Genomic DNA, 26,813 nt, shown 5'->3' on the forward strand with positions numbered 1-26,813 from the left:
ACGCGACGACCGGCGAGCGCGAGCGCGGCGCCCGGATCGCGGACGAGACGAGCGGCACCACGCCCCAGGGCGACACGTCGGGGCAGCCCAACGAGGGCGACGCGCACCCGGGGACGACCGGCACGGGCCAGGACCCCGAGGCCGCCTCCGGCGGCGGCGCACCGACGGCGCTGAAGGAGCGCGACGAGGACTGGGAGGAGCTGACGAAGCGCTACCGCGCGTCCGAGGCGTCCATCGACTTCTCCACGCAGCTCGGGGCCGTCGCCACGCAGGACGAGGCGGAGCTGCTGACCATCAACATGGGTCCGCACCACCCCGCGACCCACGGCGTGCTGCGCCTGCTGACGACGCTCGAGGGCGAGGTCGTCCGCGACGTCAAGCCGATCATCGGCTATCTGCACACCGGCATCGAGAAGACCGCCGAGGACAAGGCGTACTGGAAGGCCATCCCCGTCGTCGAGCGGATGGACTACCTGGCCTACTACTTCAACGCCCAGGCGTACTGCGGCGCGGTGGAGGACCTCCTCGATCTCGACGTCCCGAAGCGCGCGCAGTACCTCCGCGTCATCCACCTCGAGCTCAACCGGATCATGAGCCACCTCGTGTGGCTCGGGACGACGGCGCTCGACATCGGCGCGATGTCGATCCTCTGGTACGCGTTCCGCGAGCGCGAGACGATCCTCGACCTGTTCGAGTACTCGTCGGGTCAGCGCATGCACACGCGCTTCATCCAGATCGGCGGCGTCGCGGACGACATCCCCGCCGGCTGGGCCGACAAGCTGCTCCGGTTCGTCGAGGAGATGCCGCGGCGCCTGGACCAGTACGAGGCGATGCTCTCGAAGAACGAGATCTTCCTCCAGCGGATGAAGGACACGGGCGCCGTGAGCGCCGAGAAGCTGCAGGAGTGGGGCGTCACCGGGCCGCTGCTGCGCGCCGCCGGCGTGCCGTGGGACCTGCGCAAGGCCACCCCGTACTCGTCCTACGACGACTTCGACTTCAAGATCCCCGTCGGCACGACGGGCGACAACTACGACCGCTACGCGGTGCGCATCGGCGAGATGCGCGAGTCGGTGAAGATCATCCACCAGGCCATCGAGGGCCTGCCCGAGGGTCCGGTCATGACGGGCGACCGCAAGGTCGCCCTCCCGCCGCGGCACGAGCTGGCGACCTCGATGGAGGCGCTGATCCACCACTTCAAGCTCGTCACGGAGGGCATGCGCGTCCCCGAGGGCGAGTCGTACTACCCCATCGAGGGCCCGCGCGGCGAGCTCGGCTGCTTCGTCCGCTCCGACGGCTCGAGCAAGCCGGCGCGCGTGCACATGCGGGACCCCTCGTTCATCAACCTGCAGGCCTACGGCGACATGGTGCGCGGCGGCTACATCGCCGACATGATCGCCACCCTCGCCTGCATCGATCCGCTGCTGGGAGGGATCGACCGATGAGCATCCGCCGCGATCCGCTCGACCCGTACGACCGCCAGCTCGTTCGCGAGGGCCAGCCGTCCCCGGCCGGCCCACGGCGCTCGTACCTGCCGGACGTCCCGGACGAGTCGCTCCTGGGCCAGGAGGTCCGGCGCTTCGAGCACGGCTCCCGCGTCCCCGGGTTCCGCGACGCGACCGACCTGACGAAGGATCCGTCCGGCGTGCCGGACCCGGCGCAGGTGCCGGTGCCCGCCGAGCTGCGGGCGGAGATCGAGGACTACATGTCCCGCTACCCCGACCACCGCTCGGCCGCGATCCCCGCGCTCGCCGCCGCCCAGCGCCTGCACGGCTGGTGCTCGCCGGAGGCGATCGAGCAGGTCGCCTGCGTCATGCGCCTGACCCCGGGCTACCTCACGGCCGTCGTGGGCTTCTACGACATGCTCGAGGCCACCCCGGTCGGCCGCAAGACCGTCTACGTCTGCACGAACATCTCGTGCTCCCTGCGCGGTGGCGACGAGCTGCTGGCGTCGCTGAAGGGCGAGCTGGGCGACGACCCGGACGTCAACATCCGCGGCTTCGAGTGCCTCGGCGCGTGCGACATCGCGCCGATGGCCTCGATCGACGGCACCTACGTCGGCCCGGTCGCGGCCGACGAGATCCCGGTCCTCGCGGACCAGATCCGTACGGGGAGCGATCCGCTGCCCGCCAAGCAGCTCGTCCGCCGCCGCGTCGCCGACGCCGCGGCCAACTCGGACGACGTGGTGCGCGCGTCGACCGACACGGGGACGCTGGGCCCGGTGGCACTCGGCCCGGACCGCCCCCAGGACACCGTGCCCGCCCAGACAGAAGGGCCTTCCGCATGAGCAACCACCTTCTCTTCGAGAACATCGACGAGCCCGGCCTCAACACGCTCGACGTCTACCGGGCCCGCGGCGGCTACGCCATGGCCGAGCAGGCGCTCGCGATGGCCCGCGACTCCATCATCACGGCGCTGAAGGACTCCGGCCTGCGCGGCCGTGGCGGCGCCGGCTTCCCGACGGGCCTGAAGGCGTCCTTCATCCCGCAGGGCAAGATGGACAAGTACCTCGTCTGCAACGCGGACGAGTCCGAGCCGGGCACCTTCAAGGATCGCGAGCTGATCCAGAAGAACCCGCACTCGCTCATCGAGGGCATGATCATCGCCGCCTACGCGGTCGGCGCGAACAAGTCCTTCATCTTCATCCGCGGCGAGTACCAGCAGCAGGCGGAGATCCTCGAGGCGGCGATCGCGGAGGCCAAGGAGGCCGGGCTGCTCGGCCCGAACGTCCTCGGCCGCGGCGTCGAGCTCGACATGTGGGTCCACCGCGGCGCCGGCGCCTACATCTGCGGCGAGGAGACGGGCCTCCTCGACGCGCTCGAGGGCCGTCGCGGCAACCCGCGCCTCAAGCCGCCGTTCCCGGCGAACCAGGGTCTCTACCAGGGCCCCACCCTGCTCAACAACGTCGAGACGCTGACGGCGATCACCTACATCCTCAAGGTGGGCGCCGAGGCGTACTCCGCGATGGGCGTGGAGAAGTCCTCCGGCACGAAGCTGATCTCCGTCTCGGGCAACGTCAAGCGCCCGGGCAACTACGAGATCGAGCTCGGCATGACCGGGCGCGACATCATCTACGGCCTGGCCGGCGGCATCGAGGACGACCGCGAGGTCCTCCTCTGGTTCCCGGGTGGCTCGAGCTCCCCCGTCCTGACGAAGGACGACCTCGACACCCCGTACGACTACGACTCGCTCGCGGGCGCGGGGACGATGCTCGGCTCCGGCGCGATCATCGTGGCCGACGACCGCAACTCCGTCGTCGACATCGCCGTGAAGACGGCGAGCTTCTACAAGCACGAGAGCTGCGGCAAGTGCACGCCGTGCCGCGAGGGCACGAGCTGGACCACGAAGCTGCTCAAGCGCATCCAGTCCGGCGAGGCCACGCCGATGGACCTCGACGTCATCGACTCGGTCTGCGACCAGATCCAGGGCAACTGCCTCTGCGTGCTGGGCGACGCCATGGCGATGCCGGTGTCCTCCATGGTCCGCAAGTTCCGCCCGCAGTTCGAGGCGCACATCGAGTCCGCCCGCATCGCGAACGAGCAGCGCCTGTTGGCCGAGCTCGACGAGCAGGAGCCCGTCCTGCAGGGGATCGGGGCCCTCTGATGCCGCGCCCCGAGATCGAGACGATCAACTTCACGGTCGACGGCCGCGAGGTCGAGGCGCCCGCCGGCACCCTGCTGGCCGACGCCGCGAAGCTCGCCGACGTCGACATCCCCGTCTTCTGTTACGAGCCCAAGCTCGGCGCGCCCGTCGGCGCCTGCCGCATGTGCCTCGTCGAGGTCGAGGGCATCCCGAAGCTCCAGACCGCATGCTCCACGCCGGTCCGCGACGGGATGGTCGTCAACACGGAGACCCCGCGCGTGAAGGCGGCGCAGGAGTCCGTCGTCGAGTTCCTGCTGCTGAACCACCCGCTCGACTGCCCGGTCTGCGACAAGGGCGGCGAGTGCCCGCTGCAGGACATCTCCTTCGGCTGGGGCCGCGGCGCGAGCCGCTTCGCCGAGCCGAAGCGGCACTTCCAGAAGCCGGTCGAGCTCTCGCCGCTGATCGCGATCGACCGCGAGCGGTGCATCCTCTGCTACCGCTGCGTGCGCTTCTCGCAGGAGGTCTCCGAGGACTACCAGCTCGTCCTCCACGACCGTGGCGCGGACACCTTCGTCGGCACGTTCGACGGCCACCCCTACGTGGCCCCGTTCTCCGGCAACATCATGGAGCTCTGCCCCGTCGGCGCGCTGACGAGCCAGGCCTACCGCTTCCGCGCCCGCCCGTGGGACGTCGAGCAGTCCGGCTCGGTCTGCACGCTCTGCCCGGGCCAGTGCAACGTGAGCTACACCGTGCGCGACGACCGCGTCGTGCGCGTGCTGTCCCGCGAGAACCAGGACGTCGACGACGGCTGGCTCTGCGACCGCGGCCGCTTCGCGTACCAGTCGACGTACGCCGACGAGCGCCTGCGGACCCCGCTGGTGCGCCAGGACGGCGAGCTCGTCCCGGTCTCCTACGACGCCGCCCTGCGCCGCGCGTCCGAGATCCTGGTGAACGCCGAGCAGCGCGTCGGCGCGCTCGTCGGCGGCTCGACCTCGAACGAGGAGGGCTGGCTGCTGCGCCGTCTGATGACGGAGGCGATCGGCTCCCGCGACTTCGACTCGCGTCCCGCCGGTGCCGTGTCCGCGGGCCTGCAGGCGGCGCTCGACGCCCCCGAGGCCCAGGCGACGGTCGAGGACCTCGAGTGGGCGCACGCCGTGCTCGTGCTCGACACGGAGCCGGTCGACGACATGCCGGTGCTCGACCTGCGCCTGCGCAAGGGCATCCGCCGCCACGGCGTCCGCCTGGCCGTCGCGACGAGCCGCCCCTCGGCGCTCGACCCGAACGCCGAGATCTCCGTCCGGTTCGCGCCGGGCGCGGGGGAGGCCTTCGTCTGCGCGCTCGACGCCGCCATCGGTGGCGTCGGCGACGTCGGCGGGCTCAGCCGCGCCGCCGGCGCGGACCCGCAGGCCGTCGAGGCCCTGGGTCGCATGCTGCGCGAGGCCGGCGAGGACGTCGTCGTGCTGTGGGGCGAGCGCCTCACGCACGCCGCCGACCCGGCCCGCTCCGCCAACGCGGCCCGTGCGCTCCTGAAGGCCTCGGGCCGCCTCGGGCTGCTCGACGGCCGCAAGGGCTCCGGCCTGCTGCAGGTCCCGACGGTCTCCAACGCGCGCGGCCTGCGCGAGCTCGGCGTCCTGCCGAACGTCGGCCCGGGGTACTCCGAGCCGGCCGCCGTCGGCCGCTCGTCCCGCGAGATCGCGGCCGCGGCCGCCGCAGGCGAGATCGCGGCGCTGCACCTGCTGCACGTCGACCCCGTCGCGTCCTTCGACGACCGGGCCCTGTGGTCCCGGGCGCTCGGCCGCGCCTCCGGCGTGATCGCCCACGCGGCGTTCCTCACGGAGGGCGTCCGCGAGCACGCCGACGTGATCTTCCCCGCCGAGGCGAGCGCCGAGAAGGAGGGCACCGTCACGCACCCCGACGGCCGCCTGCAGCGCCTGCGTCCCGCGGTCGGCAAGCCCGCGGGCGCGCTGCCCGGCTGGCAGGTGCTGGCGCAGCTGTTCACCGCGCTCGGCGGCCGCTCGACGGCGCTCACCGCGATGATGGTCACGACGGAGCTCGCCGAGGCGGTCCCGTTCTACGCGGGCATCACGCACGACGAGATCGGCGGCCTGGGCGTGCGCTGGCAGGACCGCGACGCCGCCGCGGCCTTCCCCGCCGGCGACTCCGGACCGTTCTCGCTCGAGGCTCCCGCCGAGGCGGTCTCGCCCAACGGCGCCCTGCGCCTGGGCAGCTTCCGCTCCGTGTGGGCGTCCCCCGAGGTCGCCCACGCACCGGCGCTGAAGTTCCTGGCGCCGAAGCAGCGCGCCGAGCTGAACCCGGAGGACGCCGCCGAGCGCGGCATCCGCCACGGCCAGCGCGTTCGCGTGTCGGTGAGCGGCGCGGCCGCCACCCCGTCGACCGTCGAGGCCACGGCGCACCTGCGCTCGACCTCGCCGCGCGGCAGCGTGTTCCTCGAGACCGGCCTCGGCGCGCAGAGCGCCACGGCCCTGACCCCGGACGAGACGACCGTCCCCGCGATGGTCACGGTGGAGAGCGCATGACGCAGCTCACGGAGGCCACCACGGTGCTCAGCGCGATCAACGCGTACGAGCCGTGGTACGTCCAGATCATCAAGACGCTGATCATCTTCGTGATCGGCTTCTCCCTCGTCCCGCTCGCCCTGCTCTACGAGCGCAAGCTGCTCGGCCGGTTCCAGAACCGTCCAGGCCCCAACCGGGTCGGCATCTACGGCTCCCTGCAGCCCATGGCCGACATCGGCAAGCTGCTCTTCAAGGAGCAGTTCAAGCCGCGCGGGGCCATCGGCTGGCTCTTCGTCCTCTCGCCGCTGATCGCCATGGTCTCGGCGCTCGCGACGTTCATGCTCGTCCCGTTCTCGGGCGCGCCGCAGGACATCCTCGGCACGGACGTCGGGCTGTACGGCCTCGACTCCGACATCGGCCTGCTGCTCTTCTTCGCGCTGTCGGCGATCGGGGCCTACGGCGTGCTGCTCGGCGGCTGGTCGTCCGCGTCGAAGTACTCCTTCCTCGGCGCGATGCGCGCCGCCGCCCAGCTCATCTCGTACGAGGCGTCGCAGGCGCTGGCCCTGCTCGGTGTCGTCATGACCGCCGGCAGCCTCTCGCTGTCGGAGATCGTCGACCAGCAGGGGGACCAGGGCATCTGGTTCCTCGTCCCGCAGATCGTCGGCGCGTTCATCTTCTTCGTCGCGACGCTGGCCGAGATCAACCGCACGCCGTTCGACCTCCTCGAGGCCGACTCCGAGCTCGTCGCCGGGTTCATGACGGAGTACGGCGGCGGCCGCTTCGCCCTCTACTACGTGGCGGAGTACGTGCACCTGATCATGGCGGGCGCCATGTTCTCGACGCTCTTCCTGGGCGGGTGGCACATCCCGTTCTGGCAGGACGCCCCCGGGTTCCTCGACCCGTTCGTCGTGCTCGCCAAGACCGTCGTCATGGTCAGCATCATCATCTGGATCCGCGCCACGCTCCCGCGCGTGCGCTACGACCAGCTCATGTCCTTCGGGTGGAAGATCCTCCTCCCCCTCGCCACCCTCAACGCCCTCGTGACCGCGATCGTCCTCGTGGCGTTCTAGGTCGGAAGTCGGAGGCAACACTCATGCCCTGGAACCCCGAAAGCGACGTCGTCGCGGTCGATCGCGGTCCCGAGCCCGGTGGGCTCGGCGGCGCGTACCGCGTGTTCGGCGAGACGCTACGTGGCCTGAAGACCTCGTTCGGGCGTGTCGTCGAAGGCACGCGCACCGTCGAGTACCCCGAGGAGAAGGTCCCGGTCTACCCGCGCTGGCGCGGCCGGCACAAGCTCCACAAGTTCGAGGACACCGGCCTGGAGAAGTGCGTCGGCTGCTCGCTGTGCGCCGCCGCGTGCCCCGCGGACTGCATCCGCGTCGTCGCCGCCGAGAACACCCCGATGGACCGGGTGTCCGGCGGCGAGCGCTACGCGGCGGTCTACGAGATCAACATGAGCCGCTGCATCTTCTGCGGCTACTGCGAGATCGCCTGCCCGTTCGACGCGATCACCATGGGCTCGGACTTCGAGCTCGCGGACTACAACCGCTCCGACCTCATCTTCACCAAGGAGATGCTGCTCGCCGAGCCGCCCGTCCGCACCCCGCTCCGGGCGGAGGGCGAGTAGCCGTGGACGAGATCCTCTTCTTCGTCGCAGGGATCGCGGCGATCGTCGCGGCGGCCGGCACCGTGCTGCTGCGCAACCCGTTCTACGCGGTCCTGTCGCTCGTGGTGCACCTGCTGTCGCTGTCGCTGCTCTTCCTGCTGCTCTACGCGCAGTTCGTCGCCGTGGTCCAGGTCATGGTCTACGTCGGCGCGGTGATGGTGCTCTACGTCTTCGTCAACGCGTACGTCGGCGGGAGCGAGGAGCCTCGCGGCGGCTCGGCGCCGACGCTCAAGATGTTCTCCTACGCCATCGCCGTCACCCTGGCGGTGACGATCGGCATCGCGGTGCTCGGCACGGGCCTCAAGGCCATCGACGGCGCCGGCCCCGAGAACATCCCGGCCTCCTTCGGCTCGCCCGCCAACATCGGCGAGCTCCTGCTGACGAAGTTCCTGCTGCCCTTCGAGGCCGCGTCCTTCCTGCTGCTCGTCGCCGCCATCGGCGCCGTTGTGCTGGCGCGTCGCCGGCGCGGCGTCCTCACGGGCGAGGAGCGCATCGTCTCGGCCATGGACGTCCTCGCCCCTGCGGGCACCGGGTCCATGCGCGAGGGCGTGGGTGCGATCAACCCCAACCCGGGCGCCCGCAGCGTCCGGATCGCTCCGTCGACCGGCGCGGGTGCGCCCGGCGAGAGCGCGGATCCGCCCGCCCGGGACACCACGGAGGGGACGCGATGAGCACCGGTTGGTATCTGGCGGTCTCCGCCATCGTCTTCGCCATCGGCGCCGGCGGCGTCACGACGCGGCGCAACCCGCTGCTCGTGCTCGTCTGCCTCGAGCTGATGCTCAACGCCGGCAACCTGGCGATCGTCGCGTTCGCCCGCATGCACGGCGCCACCGAGGGGCACGTCTTCGCCCTCGTCGTCATGGTCGTCGCCGCTGCCGAGGTCGTCGTCGGCCTGGGCATCGTCGTCGCCCTCTACCGCAACCGCGTCGCCGTCGACGTGGACGAGCTCCGGGAGCTGCACGGATGAGTCCTGCCGAGGCAGCCTGGATCGTTCTTCTCCTCCCGCTCCTGGGCGCCGTCGTCCTGGGGCTGGGCTTCCGCGTCTGGCGCGGGATAACCGCCGGCATCATCGGCACCGCCGCCGTCGGCCTGGCGTTCGTCTTCACCCTCATCACGCTCTTCGGCCTGCTGGGCCGGGACGAGGAGGGCACGCGGCAGATCGCGTCCTCGCTCTACGACTACGTGTCGGTGGGCGGGGTGGACGTGAAGATGGAGATCCTCGTCGATCCCCTCTCCGTCGTGATGCTCCTGGTGGTGACCGGCGTCTCGACGCTGATCCACCTCTACTCCATCGCGTACATGCGCGGGGACGCGGGCTACACGCGGTTCTTCGCGTACCTGAACTTCTTCGTCTTCTCGATGCTGGTGCTGGTCCTGGCCGGCAACTTCGTCCTGCTCATCGTGGGCTGGGGCTTCGTCGGCGCGGCGTCGTACATGCTCATCTCCTTCTGGTACCGGCGCACGTCGGCCACGAAGGCGGGCATCAAGGCGTTCGTCATCAACGTGGTCGGCGACGTCGGCCTCGTGCTCGGCGTGATCCTGCTCCTGAAGGAGACGAACTCCGTCGACTTCCTCGACACGTTCCACTCGGCGAAGGAGACCTTCGGCGAGGACGGTTCGGGCAGCCTGACCGCCGCGCTGCTCCTGATCATGGTCGGCGCCTTCGCGAAGTCCGCGCAGATGCCGCTGCACACCTGGCTGCCGGACGCCATGGAGGGCCCGACCCCGGTCTCCTCCCTGATCCACGCGGCCACGATGGTGACCGCGGGCGTGTACCTCATCGCCCGCCTGCACCCGCTGATGGAGCTGTCGCCCACGGCGCAGACCGTCGGCGCGATCATCGGCTGCGCCACGCTCCTGGTGGCGGGCACGATCGGCCTGGTCCAGACGGACCTCAAGCGCGTCATCGCCTACTCGACGATGTCCCAGATCGGCTACATGATCATGGGCGTCTCGGCCGGTGCCTACGTCGCCGGCATGTTCCACCTGATGACGCACGCCTTCTTCAAGGCGCTGCTCTTCATGGCGGCCGGTTCGCTGATCTCCGCGATGGCGGGCGAGCAGAACATGAACAAGATGGGCGGCTTCCGCAAGGCGATGCCGTTCACGTTCCTGGCGTTCGTCATCGGCGGCCTCGCGCTCTCGGGCATCCCGCCCTTCTCCGGCTTCTTCTCGAAGGACGAGATCCTGGCCGGGGTGGCCTCCGAGGGCGGCTGGCACTGGATCCTCTGGGGCGCCGGCATCTTCGGCGCGTTCCTGACCGCGGTCTACACGTGGCGCATGATCTTCCGCGCCTTCTGGGGGCCGCCGGTCCCCGAGGCGAAGGAGCTCGAGGAGGGCCACCTCCACCACGCCGCGGAGCACCGCAACCCGGCCACGGGCGAGATCGAGGACACCGGTGTCGGCTTCCCCGGCCCGGAGCACCACATCGCCGAGCGCGCCCCCGCGATGCGCATGGCGATGAGCGTGCTGGCCGTGCTCGCCGTCGTCGGCGGCATCCTCGGCATCCCGCACGTCTTCACCCCGCTGGAGCACTTCCTCGAGCCCGTCTTCGAGGAGGCCCACGCGCTGCACCACGTCGACACGTCGATCACCGTGCTCGGCCTGATCGTCGGCTCGCTCGCGGGCATCGCGGGCATCGCGGTCGCCTACGTGATCTGGGCGAAGCCCACGACGCGCGGCGAGGCCTCCACCGCGATCTCGTCGGGGTGGCAGCGGCGCTTCGCGCCGGTCCACCGCCTGTTCGTCAACAAGTGGTACTTCGACGAGATCATCGACCTGCTCATCGTGCGGCCCGTCCGCGGCTTCGGCCGCTGGGCACACGACGGCTTCGAGCGCCTCGTCATCGGCGGCGCCATCGTCGGCGGGACCACGGGGGCCGTGCGCGGCGCCTCGGCGGTCGTCCGGCGGCTGCAGTCGGGCTACCTGCGGACGTACTCCGCGGTGGTCCTCACCGGCGCCGCCGTCCTGGTCATCTACTTCCTCACCCAGAGCTGAGGCCCATGTACCACCTGTCTGTCCTGCTCTGGCTCCCCGCGGCCTTCGCCGTCCTCGGACTGCTCGTCCCCTCGCGCACCACGCGCTGGGTGGCGGTCGTCGGGGCGCTCCTCACGCTGGCCCTCTCCGTCGTGCTCGTCCTGGACTTCGAGGCCACCGGCCCCGCGCTCCAGCACGTCACGGACGCGACGTGGATCAGCGCGCTGGGCGTGCGCTACGAGCTCGCGCTCACCGGCCTGAACATGTGGCTCGCGCTGCTGGCCACCGTCGGCTTCGCGTTCTCCATCGTCTGGGCGGCGATGACGCCGCTCGGCGTCGACCGCCGCGCGAAGCACGTCTTCTTCCACCTCGGCATCGCCCAGTCGGCCGTGCTCGGCGCGCTCCTCGCGCAGGACCTGATCCTGTTCGTGGCGTTCTTCGACCTGATGCTGATCCCGTTCTTCTTCCTGACGGCGCAGTTCGGGAACGGCGATCGGGTGCCCGCGACGATCAAGATGATCGTCTACACCCTCGTCGGCTCGCTCCTGATGCTCGTCGCGGCGATCGCCGTCGGCGTGCTCGCCACGCCGCCCGGGGCCGAGGTCTCCTACAACATCCAGGAGATCGCGCAGCGCGGCGTGCCGGAGGGCTCGCAGGGCTGGCTCTTCGCCTGCTTCGCGGCCGCCTTCCTCGTGAAGATGCCGCAGTTCCCGATCCACGGCTGGCTGGCCGACGGCTACAAGGCGATGCCGCTGCCGGTGCTCGCCGTGTTCTCCGGCGTGCTCTCGAAGGTGGCCGTCTACGGCTTCCTGCAGATCGCCATCCCGCTGCTGCCCCAGGGCACGGCGGACCTCCGCTGGGTCGTCCTGATCATCGCGGTCGTCTCCATCCTCTACGCGTCGACCGTCGCGCTGACGACGTTCAACGCGCGGATGGTGCTCGCGTACTCGTCCGTGGCGCAGCTCGGCTTCATCACGCTCGGCGTCATGAGCCTGCGCCCCGACGGCGCGGCCGGCGCGCTGCTGCAGTCCGTCAACCACGGGGTCGCCGTCTTCGGCGCGTTCCTCGCGGTGGCGATCCTCGGGCACCGCACGGGCTCTGAGGATCTCCGCGACATGGGTGGCGCGGCCACGAAGGCCCCGGTCTTCGCGGTGCTGTTCGTCGTCGTCACCTACGCGGTCCTGGCGATGCCGGGCACCGCGAACTTCGTCGGCGAGTTCCTGATCCTCCGCGGCACGTGGGAGGGCTCCGCGCCCGCCCTGGCGATCGTCGCCTCGATCGGCGTCGCGCTGGCCGCCGTCTACGCGCTGCGGCTCTTCATCCGCTCGTCGCACAACCGCGTCGGCCCGGTCATCCAGCCGCGTGAGGGCGCCCGCTGGGAGCTCGCGCTCCTCGCGGTGCCCGTCCTGCTGATCATCGCCCTGGCGGTGCACCCGCAGCAGACCGTCGAAGCCGCCGACCAGGCCGCGACCCGGTCCGTCCTGTCGGCGGCCGCCGCGGTCTCGCCCGACCGTGCCCGCGACATCCTGGCCGACGACCCGTCGGCCCAGGCCGCCGCCGAGGCCGCGCAGTCCGCCGCCGGCGGAACCGGGGCCGCGGGTGGCGCAGGCGGTGCCGGCGCGGCCGGGGGCGCGGACGCCTCCGGTGCCGCGGGCGCCGAGACCGCAATCGACCCCGCCACCGGCCAGCCGGTGGACCAGACCGCCCAGACCGAGGGAGCCGGCCGATGATCGCCCTGACCGCCGCGGCCCAGGCCCCGGACATCGACTGGGCCGGCCTGTCGTCCCTACTCGCCCTGTTCGCGGGCGCCGTCGTCGTCCTGCTCGTCGGCCTGCTGCGCTCCCGCTTCGCGCGGGAGACGCTCGTCCCCGTCCTCTCGATCGTCGCGTTCGCCGTGTCGATCGGGCTGGCCATCTGGCAGTGGGACGAGGAGGGCAGCCTGATGTCCGGCGCCCTCGCGCTGGACCCGCTCGCCATGATCGGCGTGGTCGGCGTCGGCGTCGCCGGCATCGCCGCGGTGCTGCTGTCGATCGGGGCCACGGCCCCGCGCGAGGCGGCGCACGGCGAGTACCACGCGATGATGCTCATCGCCGCCGCCGGCATGGCGATGTTCGTCGGTGCCCAGAACCTCATCACGACGTTCCTGGGCCTCGAGCTGCTGTCGATCCCGCTCTACATCCTGGCCGCGACCGAGCTGCACCGCCGCCGCTCGCTCGAGTCGGGCATGAAGTACCTCATCGTCGGCTCCGTCGGCTCGGCCACCTTGCTCTACGGCTTCGCGCTGATCTTCGGCGCCACCGGCCAGCTCGACTACGCCGGCATCGCCGCCGCGGTCGGCACGGAGGGCCTGCGCGACGACCCGCTCATGCTCGCGGGCGTGGCCCTGGTCATCGTCGGCCTGGCGTTCAAGGCCTCCGTCGCGCCGTTCCACCAGTGGACGCCCGACGTGTACGAGGGCGCCCCGACGCCGGTCACCGCCTTCATGGCGACCGCCACGAAGGTCGCGGCCCTGATCGCGTTCCTCCGGCTCTTCGACGTCGCGCTCGTCGGCACGTCCGGGACCTGGGCCCCGGCCCTGGCGGTGCTGGCCGCGATCGCGATGATCGTCGGCAACGTCGGCGCGCTCGGCCAGAGCTCGCTCAAGCGCCTGATGGCGTTCTCCTCGGTCGCGCAGGCGGGCTACATGCTCGTCGGCGTCGTGGTGGCCACGCAGCTCGGGGTCCAGGCGACGGTGTTCTACGTCCTGGCCTACGTCGTCATGACCGTCGCGGCGTTCGCGGTGATCGAGGCGGCGGAGCGCGAGACGGGTCACGACGGCGCGAGCAGCATCGCCGGGCTCGGCCGTCGCCGGCCGCTGCACGCCATCGCGCTGACCCTCTCGATGCTCGGCCTCGCCGGCGTGCCGGCCACGGTCGGCTTCATCGCGAAGCTGCGCATCGTCCAGTCCGCGGCCGACAACGGCTACACGTGGCTCGCCATCGTGCTGGTCGTCGGCTCGATGATCTCGTTCGTCTACTACCTGCGCGTCGTCGCGCGGGTCTGGGGCGACGACCCGGAGACCACGACGGACGTCGCCGCGACCCGCGGCCAGACCGTCGCGGTCGAGGAGCCCGAGGCGATCCCGGCCCGCGCTGGCGACGCCGCCTCGGTCCCGGGCCTGGTGCCCGGCGGCAACGACCAGCCCGTCGTCGTCGCGGACGCCCCGCGCCTGCCCATCACCGTGCTGGCCGTCGTGTCCGGCGCCGCCATCGTCGTCCTGGGTGTCATCCCCGGGCCGCTGATGAACGTCGTCGAGGACGTCGCGCGCGCGGTGCCCGGCCTGTTCTAGGCCGCTGGGGACGGTCGGTCCGCGAACGCGGGCCGGCCGTCGTCGCGGACCGAACCGGCCCCGGACGGGCCGGGATCCCGACGGACCGGGGTCCTGACGGACCGGGCCGCGGGCGGTCCGGTGCCCCAGGGCGGCCCGGGGCGGCGGGCCGCGAAACGTACCCGGACGCCGGAGCGCCGCCGCTAGGCTGGTCCGACCATGAACGAGTCCCAGGCGGACCACGAGGCCGCACGCCGGAACCGCGCGGTGGCGGGACCGGGGTCGTGGAACGCGCCTGAGGTGTACTTCGTGCCCACGGAGACCGCCGACGGGGAGTGGACGGTCGTGCGCCATGAGGAGGAGCCGCCCGGCCGCGTGTTCCGCGTAGCGATGGCGTTCCTCCTCGGGCCCTGGAGGTAGGGGCGGCCTGCGCCCGCCTTCCTGCGGCCGCCTCCCGCAGCGTGGCGGGACGCACGGTCTACTGCTGAAGCGCCCCTCGCACCCGGAACGACGAAGGGCGCCGCTGGCGGCGCCCTTCGTCGTCCTGAAACGGAGAGGCGGGTTCGGTCGAGGCCCGCTGTCCGCGGCCCCTCAGCGGGCCCTGGCGGCGGTCCAGCGCGCGTGCGCGATCTTGGTCGCCCGCTTCTTGGCGCGGACCTTCGCCGTCCGTCGGGCGCGGGCGTGGGCGAGCTTGCGGGCCTTCGCCTTCGCGGCCTTGCGGGCCTTCGCGCGGTGGGCGCGGGACTTGCCGCGGACCTTCGACGACGCCTTGGCCGAGGCCTTGGCCTTGGCGGACGCCTTCGCGCGCACCGGCGTGTTGACGGTCGCCGTGGCGGTAGCCGTCATCGTCGCCGACACCGTGACCATGGGGGCAGCCGGCACGGCGGGGGCCGCCGGGGTGGCGCCGCCGCCGGCGGGCCACAGGGGGGCGCTACCGGTCGGGGCCGCGGCGGGGCAGGAGCCGTCGCTCACGCAGGGGTCGATGGCGCGCAGGTCGCGGGTCCAGCTGCCGGGCCGACCGTCGAGGCCCGGCATGTCCTTCAGCTCCCAGATGGAGTGCCGGCCGCCGTTCCAGGTGTCGAGCTTCGCGCGCTTGGCGAACTCCACCCCGGGGTCGGGCAGGCCGAGGGACGTCTTGTCGATCGACGCCTCGGTGTCGAGGTGCCAGGGGTCCGGCGTGGTGTCCATGAGGATCAGGCCGTAGTGGGCCATGGCCCGCATGAGGACCTTGACGTGGTTGGGGACCGGCATGGCGGCGATCTGCTCGTCCGTGTAGCCGAGCTGGAGGCGCTGGCCCAGGGCGGGGGCGTCCGCGTTGGAGAGCCCACGCTCGGAGCAGGCGTTCTCCGCGTCGCTGCTCGACACCGTCGACGGGGCCACGGCCGTGCCGTTCGTGCAGTGCGCCGAGAGGTAGAGGGCGTGCGGGATGTCGCCCTCGAGGAGCTCCTCGGGGCGGATGATCCCGCCCAGGACGCTGAGCCCCGACGCGCTGGAGCTGCCGGGGGTGACCCCGACGCCGTCGCCGTCGACGCGGGCGCGGGTGCCCCACGTCGCGCGCAGCGTGCCTCCGCCGCGCAGGCGGCCCTCGACGCGCCACAGCTCGTAGGACCAGCCGGACTCCTGGTCGACGACGATCATGTGGTGGTCGCTGCCGACGCTGGGAGCAGCACCCTCCGGCACGCGTACCGTCGCGCCGTTCATCGCGTTCACGCCCCACGAGCCGCCGTTGCGACGGTCCTCGGACAGGCGCACGGTGTAGGCCGGGTCGGTCGGGCGGGAGAAGTAGATCGGCTTGGCGCCGAAGCCGTCGCCGTCCTCGCCCGGGCCGAACTGCAGCGGGCCGGGGCGGCCGTACGAGTTCAGCCGCGAGACGATGCGGTCCGAGTTCGGGAGGACGCGCGGGTCCTTCGGACGCAGGCGCACGTTGAACGCGCTCGTCGGGGCGAACGGCCGCCAGCACGAGCCGGGGTGCTGGGCGCTCGTGTAGAGGCCACCGGCGGGCGCGCAGCCGGCGCGCAGCTCCTCGGCGGACGCCGGGGCGGCGGTGACCAGCACGGCCGCGAGCGACGCGACCAGGGTGGCCAGGACGCTGCGACGCGAACGATTGGGGGAGGCGGAGCGCATGTCCGGGGTGATCGGCCGCGAGGCGAAGAACCTTCCCCGACCGGTCGTGCGGGGGTACGGCGCAGTGTGGACGTTCGGACGCCCGCCGGGGTGCGGATGGACGGACGGACGGGAAATGGTGTTCACCTGTGTCCACCGGGTGATCACGGGGGAGACCGGGCGAACGTCGGAGAGGGAGGGGGCGGCGCAGGCGTTCGGCGTGGTGCCCGAGCGGAGGCTCAGGCGGACAGGTGTCCGAGGTGCTGCGTCGGCCCGGCGGGGGATCCAGGGCGGTTTCATCACTCAATCCATCGGAGCCCCGGGTGGTGCGCCGGATCGGCCAATGGGGGGATATGGGCTCCCCCAGCCGAAGATCAACCGATCGGGGGATGCTGGGGGTCTCGCGCCCGTCGACGGTGGGCGGGGCGTCGCCGCTGCGCCCGGTAGCCTGCCGTGCCCGTGCAGTACCCCGTCGACGACCTGACCACCGCCGAGCAGGCCCGACTCGCGCCCCACGTGACGCATCCGACGCGGCCGGTCTTCGGCCTCGTCGGACTCCCGGAGACGGTGAAGGGCGCGCTCTTCGCGCGCTACAGCCGCTACCCGGGAACCCTGCGGCGGCTGTTCCTCGACGAGTTCGCCGACTCGCTCCCCCATGACCCGGCGTCAGCCGCGTACGACGGCGCCGAGGGCGAGCGTGCCGCCGCCCTGTACGACCGCATCTTCCTGGGCTACGGGGACGACTCCGTGGCGCAGCTCGGCGGCCTGCACGTCGCCGCGGAGTGGTGCTCCAACGTGCTGACCAAGGTGCTCCAGCGTCCGCGGATCGGCGCGTACCTCGAGCAGTCCACGCGCTACATCGCCTTCGACGTGCCGATGGTCGCCCCGACGTGGCAGGACGAGCACGACGTCGTCACCCCCGCCGGGCCCGGCGCCGGCGGCTACCGGTACCTGCGCGATCCCGAGCTCGGCCCGGGCTACCGCGAGGCGATGGACGGGATCTTCCGGATCTACGCCGACCTGATCCCGCGCGTGACCGCGTGGTGCGCGGAGACGTACCCCGCGCCCGAGGGCACGCCGCCCGCCGCCCACGAGCGCGCCCTGAAGGCCAAGGCGCTCGACCTGCTGCGCGGGCTGCTGCCGGCCTCCACGCTCAGCCACGTGGGCATCTACGCCTCGGGGCAGACGTACGAGGGCCTGATCCTCCACCTGCTCGCCCATCCGCTGCCGGAGGCCCGACGGTACGGGCGCTGGATCCTCGACGCCGTGCAGGCCATCACGCCGAGCTTCGTGACACGCGTGGAGCGCCCCGACCGCGGCGGCCGCTGGGTCGAGTTCCTGCAGGAGCGCGAGGCCGCGGCGGACCGCTGGGCCGCCAACCTGGGGCTCGACCGCGCGACGGCCGACGACCGCGACGGCGACCAGGCCCGCTCGACGGTGCGGCTCGTGCACGTCGACGGCGACGAGGACGACCTGCTCGCCGGCCTGCTGTTCGAGGCCGCCGAGGTGGGGGAGGCCGCGGCCCGGCGTGCCGTGCAGGGCCTGTCCTCCGAGGAGCGGGGGCGCATGCTCGCCGACCTGGTCGGCGAGCGCGAGAACCGTCGCCACCGCCCCGGTCGCGGGCTCGAGCGGCTGCGCTACCGGTTCGAGGTCGTCTCGGACTACGGCGCGTTCCGCGACCTGCAGCGTCACCGGATGATGACCGTGCAGTGGCAGACGCTGACGCCGGAGCTCGGCGCCGAGGTGCCCGACGAGGTCACGGCCGCGGGCGCGGGCGACGACTACCGCCGCGCGCTCGACCTGTCCGCCGCGGCGTGGCGCACCCTGAACGACGCCGGGCGTCCGAAGGAGGCCGCCTATGCGGTCGCGCTCGGCTACCGCATTCGCTACTCCATGGACATGAACGCGCGGGCGGCGATGCAGATGATCGAGCTGCGCTCCGGCCGCGAGGGGCACCCGTCCTACCGGGCCGTCGCGCACGAGATGCACCGCCTGATCGCCGAGGCGCACCCCGCCGTCGGCGCCGCCATGCGACACGTGGACCGCGAGACGGAGCCCCGGCTCGAGCGCATCCTGAGCGAGATGCGCACGGAGGCCCGCGCCGGCGGGAGCTGAGCCGGTCGGAGGGCCCGGGCGGGGGCATCCGGCGCGCCACTGAGCGACCGGCCCCTAGGCGACCCACCCCTACGGGACCCCCGCCTACGGGACCCAGGGACCCACCCCTACGGGACCCGCCGCCGAGCGGCCGAGCTAGGCGTGGGCCACGAGGTTGAAGGTGAGGAGGTCGAGGTCGTCCCGCCCGCGGAACCGCGGGGCCAGCGACGGGGTGACGCGCTCGAGGTAGGCGCGGGAGGCGACGTACTCGCCGTGCACCGCCACGTCGCGCCAGCCGGCCTCGCGGGCGATGTCGACGTACTCCCCGCCGCGCAGCCGGTTCGGGACGCCGGGGTAGCGGGCGATCCGCTCCCAGACCGCGTCGGAGTAGCGGAGGAAGTTCAGGGGGTCGCGTTCCCGCAGCAGCCGGGTGTGCGTCATCCCGTCGACGTGGTGGACGAAGATCGCCCCGGGCGCGGCGACGCGCCGGAGCGCCGCGAAGACCCGCGGCAGCTCCGGGATGTGCTCGAGCGTGGCGTGGCTGACGATGACGTCGTACTGCTCCGTGACCTCCGGCAGATCCGGGAAGGTCACGAGCGAGAAGGCGAGCGCGTCGGGGTCCAGCGTCCGCCCGTACTGCGCGTCGAGGGCGGCGTAGAGCGGCCGCGAGTCGTCCGTGCGGTTGTCGAAGAGGTCGATGGCGCGGTACGACGCGGCACCGTGGTGGAGCAGCACCGCACCGGTGCTGAGGTCCCGGCCGGGACCGAGCTCGAGCACCCGCTTGCCCTTCGGGTCGACCCCGAGGCGCTCGTACCGCCCCACGATGGAGTGGGCGAGCTCGATCGTCGTGTCGACGTCGACGAGCTCCCGCGGGTTGGTGTACTCCGGGTTGTTCCGGGACGTCCGCAGGGAGAGCCCCACGCCCGCGAGGTGGAGCGTGGCGTTGCGGGGACTCTGTACGCGCATGGGCGCCAGTCTGGCAAACGCGTTCAGCCGGGGCTTGGACGACGACGGCCGGCCCGCGAAGCGGACCGGCCGGAGGTCCCGGAGCGCCGGGGAGCGGCACACCGGAGGCGGGAGCCGCCGGCCCGGGGAACGGGTCCCCGAGCGCGCGACCCGTCCGGGTTCAGGAGACGGAGGGCGCCTGGTTCTTGGCGTCCTGCGCCGTCTGCTGCGCGGTCTCCTTGGCGGAGTCGGCAACCTGCTGGCCGTGGTCGGCGGCGCTCTCCTGCGCCGTCGTCTTCACGTCCTGCACGGCGTCCTGAGCCGTCGACTTCGCGTCCTGGACGACCTCCTGGACGTGCTCGCCGGCGGTCTGCGCGACGTCCTGCACGACCTGCTTGCCGTGCTCGACGGCCTCCTGGGCCGTCTCCATCAGGTTCTCCCGCGCGTTCTGCGCGATCGGCCCGATCTGCTCCTGCTCGATCCGCGTCTGCGGAACGATCAGGCCGGCGAGGAAGCCGAGGGCCGCGGCGCCGATGGCGAGGCCGAGCGGGTTCTCCTGCGCCATGCCACCGGCACGGCGGGCGCCCTGCTTGAGCTGCTGGCGGTCGGGCGTCGCGTCGGAGACGCGGCCCCCGACGTTCGAGGCGTGCCCCTGCGCGGTGCTCGCCGCGCCCTGCACGGAGCCGGTCACGCTGCCGGCGGCATCCTGCACGGTTCCGGTGACGGACTCCGCCACCCCACTGATCTTGTCCTTGACGGCAGTCACGCGATCGCTCACCGCATCCTTGGTTCGGTTCGGCACGTCGGCCTTGTACGCGAGTGCGTCGGCGGTCTCGCCGAGGCGCTCGCGCGTCTGCTCTACCTCGTGGCGGATGTCCCGCGGGTCTTCGCCCATTCGACGTCCTCCTTCACGGTTTCGATGGTCTGCTCAGGTACGGGGGGTGTGGCCTGCTGGATCCGGTCCCGGCCCTTGAGGGCGAGGAAGCCGGCGATCGCCGCGTAGACGATGGTCACCACGAGCGCGGCGAGCCAGGTCGCCATGAACGTGTCCAGCAGCGCGATGAGGAAGGCGGTCAGGGCGCCCGCGGCGAGCAGGCCCACCAGGGCCGCACCGCCGAGCATCCCCGCGCCGGCCTTCATCGGCGCCGCCTTCTCGGTCATCTCCGCCTTGGCGAGCTGCAGCTCGAGCTTCACCAGCTGGGAGGTGTCCTGGGAGAGCCTCTTGAACAGCTCGCCCATCGACGCGTCACGGGGATCCTGTCCGCCGGCCGCGCCACCGGGGTTGCCGGCGGTCGCGCCCGCCGAGGCGCCGGAGCCCGCGGGGATGACCCCGTCGTGCGGCCCGGCGGTCCCGACGGGCTGCGTCGGGCTCGGGGTCGGATTGTTCGGCGTGCCCATCAGGACCCCGTCTGGCTGTCCGTCGGATTGGTGGCCGTGCCGGGCTGGCCGGGGGCACCGCTCGGGACGGAGTAGCCGGTCGTGGCGGCGCCGCCGGAGCCGAGGGTGTCCTCGCCACCGAGCGTGCCGAACGGGGGCGTGTCGTTCGCCGTGCCCAGGCGCGACGGGGAGCCGCCGACCGGGTCGACGCCGAGCGGGGCACCCGTGCCGACGCCGACGGAGGTGCCGACGCCGGTGGAGGCGGGCGTGCCCGTCGTCGCGGGCGACGTCACCGGGGCGTAGCTCGGCGGCGGGGCCGGCGTGCCGGAGGACGCGGCCGTCGCGGACGACGTGCTCGCGTGGTGGCGGTCGCTGCTCGACGCCTTCAGCGTGCGGGACGCCGCGAAGCCGACGGCGAGGCCGCCCAGCGCGGTGGCCCACGGGTTGTTGCGGGCGAAGCGCTCGACGTCGTTCAGCAGCGACGAGCCGTCCGTGCGCTGGAGGTACGAGCCGACCTTCTCGATCTGCAGGGCGGCGTTGTCGGCGAGCTTCGCCGGCGCGTCCTTGCCCTGGTCGCGGAGCGTGTCGCCGACCGAGCGGATGTCGCCGGCCGTGGCCGTGACGCGCTCGCCGGCCTGGGTGGAACGCTGGTCGAGCTGATCCTTGATCTGCGCCCGGGCCTGGCCTGCGGCCTGCTGGGCCTTCTCCTGCGCCTGGCCCGCGGCCTCCTGGGCCTTCTCCTGGGCGGTGCCGGCGGCGTCCTGCGCCTTGGCCTTCGCCTGGTCGGCCGCGCCGCCGCCCGTAGAGCCGGAGCCCGACGTCGTGCCGGTCGTGCCGGTGCCGGAGGGGCCGTCGCTCGCGCCGGCCGTGCCGCGGGTGGCGACGTCGCGGGCCTGGGTGCCGGCGGCAGCGCCGGCGGGGCCGCCGCTGGGGCCGGAGTTCGGGTGCGGCTGTCCGGTGGCGGGGTCGATGACGCCGACCTGCGCGTTCTGGGGGTTCGTGTCCGTCATGGGGTTCCCGTCGGTCGTGGACTGTTCGCGGGTCGCGCTCCGACGAGCGGAGCGCGCTTCGACCCTTGGCTACCCCGCCGGGCGGCGCGCATGCACGCGGATTCGGGGAGCCCGCTCGCCCGCGATGGACGCGGTGGTGAAGTTCCCCACCCCACGAATCACCCCGCCGAAAGGGGGTAGTGGGCCGCGGTCCGGCGCTCGCGCGCGCCACGCCCGAGCCCGCTGACGCGGACGCGACGCTCGCGCCCGCGTCAGGGCTACCGGCCCGTCTCGTCGGGCCTGACCACCTCGGCGAAGGTCACAAGAAATCCACGAGATGTGGTGAATGCGCCCCGAGATGTCGGGTAGCCATGGCGGCGTAACCGACCAGGAGGTCCGAGACATGTTCTCGCACCACAAGGAACTCGCGTACACGGTGCGCGTCGACAAGCCCAACCCCGTCTTCGCTCGCATGCTGCAGCAGGCCATCGGTGGTCCCGAGGGCGAGATGCGCGTCATGAACCAGTACCTCTTCCAGGGTCTGGGCACGCGCGGTCCGCAGCGCTACCGCGACATGCTGCTGTCCACGGCGACGGAGGAGATCGGCCACATCGAGCTGCTCTGCACCGCCGTCGCCATGAACCTCGAGGGCGCGCCCGCCGCCGCGGCGGACGACGTCGTCACGAACCCGCTCGTCGCCGCCCGCATGGGTGGCATGGAGCCCCGCCACTTCCTCACGGGTGGCATGGGCCCGACGCCCGCCGACGCGAACGGCGTGCCGTTCAACGCGGCGTGCATCGACATCTCCGGCAACCTGTCGGCGAACTTCCTGGCCAACGCGGCCGCGGAGGCCGTCGGCCGTACGCTCGCCGCGCGCCTGCGCGACCTGACGGACGACCCGGGCATGAAGGACCTGCTCTCCTACCTCATCGCCCGCGACTCCATGCACCAGATGCAGTGGCTGACGGCCGCCGAGGAGCTCAACCCGCAGCACAAGGCGATCCCGGTCGAGGTCGCGGACGAGGGCGAGTACGCCCAGTGGTCGCACACGTTCATCGCGCACCACGACGAGCCCGTCCCGGAGGACGCGATCTGGACCGGCGGCACGGCCCCGGACGGCGGCACGTTCACGACCGCCCAGCCCGCTCCGCGCCTCGGTGAGCCGGCGAAGCTCCAGGGCGCGCCGCCCTACGCGTTCGCGGGCCCGGAGTCGACGATGCCCGCCGACCAGGCGCCGAGCAGTGGCGGCGTCGTCGGCAAGGTCAAGGACGCCGTCGAGAACGTCACGAAGTAGCGACCCCGGCGCCGCGCGCGCCGAGTCGAAGCGGTACGGGACGGGGTGGCTTCGGCCGCCCCGTTCTGCGTTCCGGGGCCGTCGCCTCAGGTCTGCAGGATGCCCATGACGCGATCGAACCGGGCGGCCTCGAGGTCCACCCGGGGGATCACGAGGTAGAGCGCGCCGACGTCCGCGAGCTCGAAGCCCGCGGTCTCGTCGATCTGGGCCAGGAAGGCCCAGCCCTCGCCGGCGCGTTCGGCAGGGGAGTAGCGCTCGCGGGTCTCGGGGTGACCCTGCGCCAGCCAGTGGGCGACCTCGTCCAGGACGGGACCCTGGATGTCGCGCGAGGCGCCCAGGAGGGCGTGGCTCCCGTACTGCTCGAGCAGCATGTCCAGCAGGTCGAGCCCGGGGACGTCGTCGGGCACGTCGTCGCGGAGGCGCTCGCCGTCCACGACGAACGGCATGCGCAGCGGCCGGAGCGGGATGGGCCCGAACGCCACGGTGCCCGCCGGCCGCGGTGCCGGCGCGGTCGAAGCCCCGGGCGCGAGCAGGAACACGCGCGTCGCCGTCACGAAGTCCATGCGGTCGTCGCGCGGGAAGTCGCGGTCCCAGAACAGCAGGAGCGTCCCGGCGCGGGGGAGCGGGGAGAGCTCGGGCAGCGCGGCCAGGTCCCAGGCGGCGACGAAGCTCAACGGCCGGCCGTCGTGGCTGTGCGGCCACGCCTCCCCGGCCGGCAGCACCGGGGGCCCGCCCAGGCGCAGCCGCTCGTCGACCGCGCCGTGCTCCGACAGGAGGATCCCGTCGGCCATGTCGGCGGTGAACGTCCCAGCCAGGTCGCCCGGCACGCCGTGCAGCCGCAGGACGCGGGCGACCTCGGCGCGCTGCTCTCCCGTGGGCGCGCCGCGCTCGGCCAACGCGCCCAGGCGGGCGAAGCTCTGCGGCCCGACCTCTGCGGGGTCGGTCCACGCCGCCGGGTCGTCCGGCCCGGACGTGCCGGTCCGGCCCCCGGCGTCGGGCGGCGCGTCGGCGGCACCGGGGCGGCGGAAGCGGTCGAGGAGGCCCATGGGGCCAGCCTCGCATCTCGACGCAGGCCGCGGGTACCGTGGAGCACGGCGCGACCGGAGGGGCGCGCCGCCCGGCGCGACGGTCGCGGCGGGACCATCGACCCCGAGGAGAGGGTGGCCGCATGAGCCCCAGCACCACCGGCACCGACCCCGACGTGCTGCTGCAGGACGTGATCGACCGCAACCCCGGCGAGCCGGAGTTCCACCAGGCCGTCCGCGAGGTGCTGGCCCCGCTGGGCCCGGTGCTCGAGGCGCGCCCGGAGTTCGCGAAGGCGCGGGTGCTCGAGCGTCTGGTCGAGCCGGAGCGCCAGGTGATCTTTCGGGTGCCGTGGGTCGACGACGCGGGCGACGTGCACGTGCAGCGGGCGATGCGGGTGGGGTTCAACTCGGCGCTCGGGCCCTACAAGGGCGGGATGCGGTTCAACCCGGCGGTGACCCTCGGGACGATCAAGTTCCTGGGCTTCGAGCAGGTCTTCAAGAACGCGCTGACGGGCCTGGCGATCGGCGGCGGCAAGGGCGGCGCGGACTTCGACCCGAAGGGGCGCTCGGACGAGGAGGTCATGCGGTTCTGCCAGTCGCTCATGACCGAGCTCTACCGCCACATCGGCCCGGACCAGGACGTGCCGGCCGGCGACGCGGGGGTCGCGGCGCGCGAGATCGGCTTCCTCTTCGGCCAGTACAAGCGGATCACCGGCACCTACGCGGCCGGCACGCTGACGGGCAAGGGCACCGGGTGGGGCGGCGCGCAGGTGCGGACGGAGGCTACGGGCTACGGGCTCGTCTACTTCGTGCGCGAGATGCTGGCGGCGCGCTACGAGGACCTCGACGGCCGCACCGTCGTCGTCTCCGGCGCCGGCAACGTGTCGATCTTCGCGATCGAGAAGGCGCAGGCGCTCGGCGCGCGGGTCGTGGGCGTCTCGGACTCCTCCGGTGCGGTCCACGACCCCGACGGGATCGACCTCGACCTCGTCAAGGCCATCAAGCTGCAGGAGCGCGGGCGTCTGGCGGAGTACGCGGAGCGCCGCGGGGGAGAGGCGACGTTCGACGAGGGCGCCACGCCGTGGTCGATCCCCTGCGAGATCGCCCTGCCGTGCGCCACCCAGAACGAGCTCGACGCCAAGGACGCCAAGAGGCTCGTCAAGAACGGCGTGACCCTCGTGGCCGAGGGCGCGAACATGCCGTGCACGGACGACGCGGTGGCGGTCTTCCAGGACGCCGACGGGGTGGCCTACGCGCCGGGCAAGGCGTCGAACGCCGGCGGCGTGGCGGTCTCGGCGTTCGAGATGGAGCAGAACGCCTCGCGCAACGGGTGGACGTTCGAGAACACCGACGAGCGGCTGCAGACCACGATGGGGCAGATCCACGAGCTCTGCCGCCGCACCGCGGCCGAGCACGACCACGAGGACGACTACGTGGCCGGGGCGAACATCGCGGGCTTCCTGCGCGTGGCCGACGCGATGCTGGCGCAGGGCGTGGTGTAGGACGGCCCGGCCCGGCCATGCACACCCCGGCCCACGCGGCCGACGCGCAGGCGCGCCGGGGCGCGCGCCGCGCTCAGGCGGGGCGCAGGCGCGCGACGGCGCGTGCGACCGCCGCGGCGATCGCGCGCTCGCCGGCGGCCGTGGGGTGCGACGACTCGTCGCTGTCCCAGAAGCGCCGGTCGCGCCGGGTGCCCGTCGGGTTCACGGCGCGCTGCAGGTCGACGTAGTGCACCCCGCGCCGGCCCTTCAGGGCCTCGCGGTTGGCCTGGTTCGACGTCGTCGTGATGGCGCCGAAGGTGTTGCCCCACGGGTTGTTCGCCGGCATCAGCACGCAGACGATCGGCACGCCGCGGCGCTCCGTCGACCAGTAGTCCACGACGATCGCCGAGCCGCGCTCGCCGCGTCGCCACGTGCCCTGCAGCTCGTGCGCGCCGGCCGACAGGCCCGTGAAGCGCTCGGCGTAGGCGGCGCTCGGGTACTCCCCGGTCAGCACGGCCCGCAGCGCCTCGAGGTCGGTGCGGCGGTCCAGCGGGCGGCCGTCGAGGCTCCAGGTGATCGTGCCGCCGACGGTCCGGTCCCACAGCGGCAGGCCGACGGTGACGGGCGCGCCGTCGTAGTCCGCCGGCAGCCGGAGGGTGAAGGTCGCGCCGTCCTGCACGGAGTAGGCGGCGCCGCGCCCCGAGTTCACGGACGAGCCGCGGTCGGTCGACCAGCCCGGGCCGTACGCCCACGCGGCGGCGTCGTCCTCCTCGTGCACCTGCGTCGCTAGCAGGCGCCCGAGCGCGGCGTCGATGCCGCCGCCCATCAGGCGGCGCGAGGCCGGGGACTGCCCGTGGCGGCTGATGTCGAGGTCGCCCGTGAGCAGCAGGATCACGTCGGGCGGGGTGGCCGGTCCCGCGGGCAGCGTCTGCAGGACGTACCCGGCGCCGTGCTCCTTCGCCGTACCGGTCGCCCGGGACCCGCCCCACGCGAAGTTCGTCTGCCGCGCGGGGTTCGAGGAGCGCACGCGGGGGCGTGGCGACCGCAGGCGGTCGGCCATCAGGGAGGGCCAGGAGCGCGACCGGCGGACGTGCACGCCCGCCGCCCAGGAGTGGCCGAAGACGACGATCTCGCGCGGACGGAAGCCGCGCACCGGCACCGTCGCCGCGGTTTCCTGCATCGCGTCGGCCGGCGCGGGGGCCCGGCGGTCCGGCCGGGTCAGGACGGCGGCGCCGGCGATTCCGGAGGCCGCGAGCACCAGCGCACCGCGACGGGTCCAGCGGGCGGGGCCGGGGCGCCCCGGGGAGTCTGGATCGCCCGTGGCCATGGGCCCATGATCGCAGGCCCGCGGCCGCGGGGACGCACCTCGGGCGGGTGCGGGAGGCTCCTGCGCACGGCGGCGGGGGATCGGCCCGGGCCGGCCGGGGCGCCGGCGGCCAGCGCCGGCCGCCGGCGCCCCGG

Annotated in this window: 22 protein-coding genes; 15 read left to right on the top strand and 7 right to left on the bottom strand. The window is 72.9% G+C overall.

Annotated elements, in window-relative coordinates:
* Positions 1-299: 299 nt before the first annotated feature.
* The 12 genes from nuoD (at position 300) to F593_RS0116010 (ending at position 14,464) form a co-directional block, all read left to right on the top strand.
* Positions 300-1,442: an NADH dehydrogenase (quinone) subunit D gene (gene nuoD / locus F593_RS0115955; protein WP_033207894.1), complete on the top strand. Its 1,143-nt coding sequence runs from the start codon at positions 300-302 to the stop codon at positions 1,440-1,442.
* The gene (locus F593_RS28620; protein WP_022929750.1) at positions 1,439-2,284 is read left to right on the top strand and encodes an NADH-quinone oxidoreductase subunit NuoE family protein; all 846 of its coding nucleotides are present in this window, start codon (positions 1,439-1,441) and stop codon (positions 2,282-2,284) included. The genes nuoD and F593_RS28620 overlap by 4 nt, the downstream gene beginning before the upstream one ends.
* Positions 2,281-3,600, top strand: coding sequence for an NADH-quinone oxidoreductase subunit NuoF (gene nuoF, locus F593_RS0115965; RefSeq protein WP_022929751.1), 1,320 nt, complete (start codon positions 2,281-2,283; stop codon positions 3,598-3,600). The genes F593_RS28620 and nuoF overlap by 4 nt, the downstream gene beginning before the upstream one ends.
* A complete protein-coding gene (gene nuoG / locus F593_RS25925; protein WP_022929752.1) occupies positions 3,600-6,116 on the top strand; it encodes an NADH-quinone oxidoreductase subunit NuoG in 2,517 nt (838 codons plus the stop codon). The genes nuoF and nuoG overlap by 1 nt, the downstream gene beginning before the upstream one ends.
* The gene (gene nuoH, locus F593_RS0115975) at positions 6,113-7,165 is read left to right on the top strand and encodes an NADH-quinone oxidoreductase subunit NuoH (protein ID WP_022929753.1); all 1,053 of its coding nucleotides are present in this window, start codon (positions 6,113-6,115) and stop codon (positions 7,163-7,165) included. Before nuoG ends, nuoH begins: the two co-directional genes overlap by 4 nt.
* Positions 7,166-7,188: 23 nt before the next feature.
* Positions 7,189-7,722 carry an NADH-quinone oxidoreductase subunit NuoI gene (gene nuoI / locus F593_RS25930; RefSeq protein WP_022929754.1) on the top strand — a complete coding sequence of 178 codons (534 nt, stop codon included), beginning with the start codon at positions 7,189-7,191 and terminating at the stop codon, positions 7,720-7,722.
* Between the two features lie 2 nt (positions 7,723-7,724).
* Complete coding sequence (locus tag F593_RS25935; RefSeq protein WP_022929755.1) at positions 7,725-8,432, top strand: NADH-quinone oxidoreductase subunit J; 708 nt, start codon at positions 7,725-7,727, stop codon at positions 8,430-8,432.
* Complete coding sequence (gene nuoK / locus F593_RS0115990; RefSeq protein WP_022929756.1) at positions 8,429-8,728, top strand: NADH-quinone oxidoreductase subunit NuoK; 300 nt, start codon at positions 8,429-8,431, stop codon at positions 8,726-8,728. Before F593_RS25935 ends, nuoK begins: the two co-directional genes overlap by 4 nt.
* Positions 8,725-10,758 carry an NADH-quinone oxidoreductase subunit L gene (gene nuoL, locus F593_RS0115995; RefSeq protein WP_022929757.1) on the top strand — a complete coding sequence of 678 codons (2,034 nt, stop codon included), beginning with the start codon at positions 8,725-8,727 and terminating at the stop codon, positions 10,756-10,758. Before nuoK ends, nuoL begins: the two co-directional genes overlap by 4 nt.
* Before the next feature lie 5 nt (positions 10,759-10,763).
* Positions 10,764-12,467 (top strand): complex I subunit 4 family protein, encoded by a 1,704-nt coding sequence (locus F593_RS0116000; protein ID WP_022929758.1) that lies wholly within the window; start codon positions 10,764-10,766, stop codon positions 12,465-12,467.
* Positions 12,464-14,065 carry an NADH-quinone oxidoreductase subunit N gene (locus F593_RS0116005; RefSeq protein WP_022929759.1) on the top strand — a complete coding sequence of 534 codons (1,602 nt, stop codon included), beginning with the start codon at positions 12,464-12,466 and terminating at the stop codon, positions 14,063-14,065. The genes F593_RS0116000 and F593_RS0116005 overlap by 4 nt, the downstream gene beginning before the upstream one ends.
* A gap of 198 nt (positions 14,066-14,263) precedes the next feature.
* Positions 14,264-14,464, top strand: a complete 201-nt coding sequence (locus F593_RS0116010; RefSeq protein ID WP_022929760.1) for a hypothetical protein — start codon at positions 14,264-14,266, stop codon at positions 14,462-14,464.
* A gap of 171 nt (positions 14,465-14,635) precedes the next feature.
* Here the strand turns inward: F593_RS0116010 and F593_RS28625 are convergent, their stop codons facing one another.
* Entirely contained in the window at positions 14,636-16,168 is a 1,533-nt protein-coding gene (locus F593_RS28625; protein WP_022929761.1) for a hypothetical protein, read from the bottom strand.
* Between the two features lie 438 nt (positions 16,169-16,606).
* On the opposite strand from F593_RS28625, the gene F593_RS0116020 reads away from it, so the two are divergent.
* On the top strand, positions 16,607-18,262 hold the full coding sequence (locus F593_RS0116020) for an FAD-dependent thymidylate synthase (protein WP_022929762.1): 1,656 nt from the start codon (positions 16,607-16,609) through the stop codon (positions 18,260-18,262).
* Positions 18,263-18,397: 135 nt separating this feature from the next.
* On the opposite strand, the gene F593_RS0116025 is transcribed toward F593_RS0116020, so the two are convergent.
* The 4 genes from F593_RS0116025 to F593_RS29990 all read right to left on the bottom strand — a co-directional run bounded on the left by F593_RS0116025 (position 18,398) and on the right by F593_RS29990 (position 21,573).
* Positions 18,398-19,207 carry a class I SAM-dependent methyltransferase gene (locus F593_RS0116025; protein ID WP_022929763.1) on the bottom strand — a complete coding sequence of 270 codons (810 nt, stop codon included), beginning with the start codon at positions 19,205-19,207 and terminating at the stop codon, positions 18,398-18,400.
* Between the two features lie 160 nt (positions 19,208-19,367).
* The gene (locus tag F593_RS0116030) at positions 19,368-20,081 is read right to left on the bottom strand and encodes a DUF3618 domain-containing protein (RefSeq protein WP_022929764.1); all 714 of its coding nucleotides are present in this window, start codon (positions 20,079-20,081) and stop codon (positions 19,368-19,370) included.
* Positions 20,045-20,584 (bottom strand): phage holin family protein, encoded by a 540-nt coding sequence (locus tag F593_RS0116035; RefSeq protein WP_022929765.1) that lies wholly within the window; start codon positions 20,582-20,584, stop codon positions 20,045-20,047. The genes F593_RS0116030 and F593_RS0116035 overlap by 37 nt, the downstream gene beginning before the upstream one ends.
* Positions 20,584-21,573, bottom strand: coding sequence for a hypothetical protein (locus F593_RS29990; protein ID WP_022929766.1), 990 nt, complete (start codon positions 21,571-21,573; stop codon positions 20,584-20,586). The genes F593_RS0116035 and F593_RS29990 overlap by 1 nt, the downstream gene beginning before the upstream one ends.
* 382 nt (positions 21,574-21,955) lie before the next feature.
* On the opposite strand from F593_RS29990, the gene F593_RS0116045 reads away from it, so the two are divergent.
* Positions 21,956-22,846 (top strand): manganese catalase family protein, encoded by an 891-nt coding sequence (locus F593_RS0116045; RefSeq protein ID WP_022929767.1) that lies wholly within the window; start codon positions 21,956-21,958, stop codon positions 22,844-22,846.
* Between the two features lie 86 nt (positions 22,847-22,932).
* Here the strand turns inward: F593_RS0116045 and F593_RS0116050 are convergent, their stop codons facing one another.
* The gene (locus F593_RS0116050; protein WP_022929768.1) at positions 22,933-23,892 is read right to left on the bottom strand and encodes a DUF1963 domain-containing protein; all 960 of its coding nucleotides are present in this window, start codon (positions 23,890-23,892) and stop codon (positions 22,933-22,935) included.
* Positions 23,893-24,014: 122 nt separating this feature from the next.
* Between F593_RS0116050 and gdhA the strand changes: the two genes are divergently transcribed.
* Positions 24,015-25,373: an NADP-specific glutamate dehydrogenase gene (gene gdhA, locus F593_RS0116055; protein ID WP_022929769.1), complete on the top strand. Its 1,359-nt coding sequence runs from the start codon at positions 24,015-24,017 to the stop codon at positions 25,371-25,373.
* A gap of 73 nt (positions 25,374-25,446) precedes the next feature.
* Here the strand turns inward: gdhA and F593_RS0116060 are convergent, their stop codons facing one another.
* On the bottom strand, positions 25,447-26,679 hold the full coding sequence (locus tag F593_RS0116060; protein WP_022929770.1) for an SGNH/GDSL hydrolase family protein: 1,233 nt from the start codon (positions 26,677-26,679) through the stop codon (positions 25,447-25,449).
* Positions 26,680-26,813 lie beyond the last annotated feature (134 nt).

The organism is Patulibacter americanus DSM 16676 (genome assembly GCF_000420025.1).
GTDB lineage: Bacteria > Actinomycetota > Thermoleophilia > Solirubrobacterales > Solirubrobacteraceae > Patulibacter > Patulibacter americanus.

What these genes read in the sequence shown, in the direction of transcription:
- F593_RS0116005 (WP_022929759.1), top strand. Translation starts at nt 12,464, where the DNA reads ATGATCGCCCTGACCGCCGCGGCCCAGGCCCCGGACATCGACTGGGCC.
- F593_RS28625 (WP_022929761.1), bottom strand. Translation starts at nt 16,168, where the DNA reads ATGCGCTCCGCCTCCCCCAATCGTTCGCGTCGCAGCGTCCTGGCCACC.
- nuoD (WP_033207894.1), top strand. Translation starts at nt 300, where the DNA reads ATGGGTCCGCACCACCCCGCGACCCACGGCGTGCTGCGCCTGCTGACG.
- F593_RS0116030 (WP_022929764.1), bottom strand. Translation starts at nt 20,081, where the DNA reads ATGGGCGAAGACCCGCGGGACATCCGCCACGAGGTAGAGCAGACGCGC.
- F593_RS28620 (WP_022929750.1), top strand. Translation starts at nt 1,439, where the DNA reads ATGAGCATCCGCCGCGATCCGCTCGACCCGTACGACCGCCAGCTCGTT.
- nuoL (WP_022929757.1), top strand. Translation starts at nt 8,725, where the DNA reads ATGAGTCCTGCCGAGGCAGCCTGGATCGTTCTTCTCCTCCCGCTCCTG.
- gdhA (WP_022929769.1), top strand. Translation starts at nt 24,015, where the DNA reads ATGAGCCCCAGCACCACCGGCACCGACCCCGACGTGCTGCTGCAGGAC.
- F593_RS0116060 (WP_022929770.1), bottom strand. Translation starts at nt 26,679, where the DNA reads ATGGCCACGGGCGATCCAGACTCCCCGGGGCGCCCCGGCCCCGCCCGC.
- nuoG (WP_022929752.1), top strand. Translation starts at nt 3,600, where the DNA reads ATGCCGCGCCCCGAGATCGAGACGATCAACTTCACGGTCGACGGCCGC.
- F593_RS0116050 (WP_022929768.1), bottom strand. Translation starts at nt 23,892, where the DNA reads ATGGGCCTCCTCGACCGCTTCCGCCGCCCCGGTGCCGCCGACGCGCCG.
- nuoI (WP_022929754.1), top strand. Translation starts at nt 7,189, where the DNA reads ATGCCCTGGAACCCCGAAAGCGACGTCGTCGCGGTCGATCGCGGTCCC.
- F593_RS0116010 (WP_022929760.1), top strand. Translation starts at nt 14,264, where the DNA reads ATGAACGAGTCCCAGGCGGACCACGAGGCCGCACGCCGGAACCGCGCG.
- nuoK (WP_022929756.1), top strand. Translation starts at nt 8,429, where the DNA reads ATGAGCACCGGTTGGTATCTGGCGGTCTCCGCCATCGTCTTCGCCATC.
- F593_RS29990 (WP_022929766.1), bottom strand. Translation starts at nt 21,573, where the DNA reads ATGACGGACACGAACCCCCAGAACGCGCAGGTCGGCGTCATCGACCCC.
- F593_RS0116025 (WP_022929763.1), bottom strand. Translation starts at nt 19,207, where the DNA reads ATGCGCGTACAGAGTCCCCGCAACGCCACGCTCCACCTCGCGGGCGTG.
- F593_RS0116000 (WP_022929758.1), top strand. Translation starts at nt 10,764, where the DNA reads ATGTACCACCTGTCTGTCCTGCTCTGGCTCCCCGCGGCCTTCGCCGTC.
- nuoF (WP_022929751.1), top strand. Translation starts at nt 2,281, where the DNA reads ATGAGCAACCACCTTCTCTTCGAGAACATCGACGAGCCCGGCCTCAAC.
- nuoH (WP_022929753.1), top strand. Translation starts at nt 6,113, where the DNA reads ATGACGCAGCTCACGGAGGCCACCACGGTGCTCAGCGCGATCAACGCG.
- F593_RS0116045 (WP_022929767.1), top strand. Translation starts at nt 21,956, where the DNA reads ATGTTCTCGCACCACAAGGAACTCGCGTACACGGTGCGCGTCGACAAG.
- F593_RS0116035 (WP_022929765.1), bottom strand. Translation starts at nt 20,584, where the DNA reads ATGGGCACGCCGAACAATCCGACCCCGAGCCCGACGCAGCCCGTCGGG.